Here is a 438-nt window from a genome sequence, read left to right on the forward strand (position 1 = left end):
GTCATCATGCACCGACCGCAGGCCGGTCGCGGCCTCGATCCCCGCGATGTCCAGCAGGCCCGCGTGCGGGGGGCACTCGCCATCCGCCTCCTGCAAGGCCAGGATGTCGGGCGCATGGGGCGCCACGTCATCCGCCAGCGTGCGCAGGATGCGGTCCGGGTCCACCCGACCGTCGCGGCCGCGCCCGCGATGGACGTTCCAGGTCACGCAGGTCACGCCGGCGCGCAGGTCTGACGGATCGCTCTCCATCCCCCGAACCTAGCGCGCCGGGCGGCGGCGGCCACCGTCCGCACGACGCCCGGCCATCGGCGGGTCATGGCGCGGAATGCCCGGAAAACAGGCGACAAATCGCCGGAGAGACACGGTGCATCCAAAGATGCCGCAACGCAGCATCGGGCGCCCTTGCAAACCGCCGGGACCGGACCGATATGTGCGGCG

1 protein-coding gene is annotated in these 438 nt (G+C 72.1%); it reads right to left on the reverse strand.

Going from position 1 to position 438, the window contains the following annotated elements; genetic code table 11:
* The coding region (locus tag ACLD7X_RS19040) for an endonuclease/exonuclease/phosphatase family protein (RefSeq protein WP_411425244.1) at positions 1–249 on the reverse strand (249 nt) is incomplete at its 3' end.
* Positions 250–438: the final 189 nt, after the last annotated feature.

The sequence above is a fragment of the Aphanothece microscopica RSMan92 genome (assembly GCF_046613545.2).
In the GTDB taxonomy this organism is placed as follows: Bacteria; Cyanobacteriota; Cyanobacteriia; order PCC-6307; family Cyanobiaceae; genus NIES-981.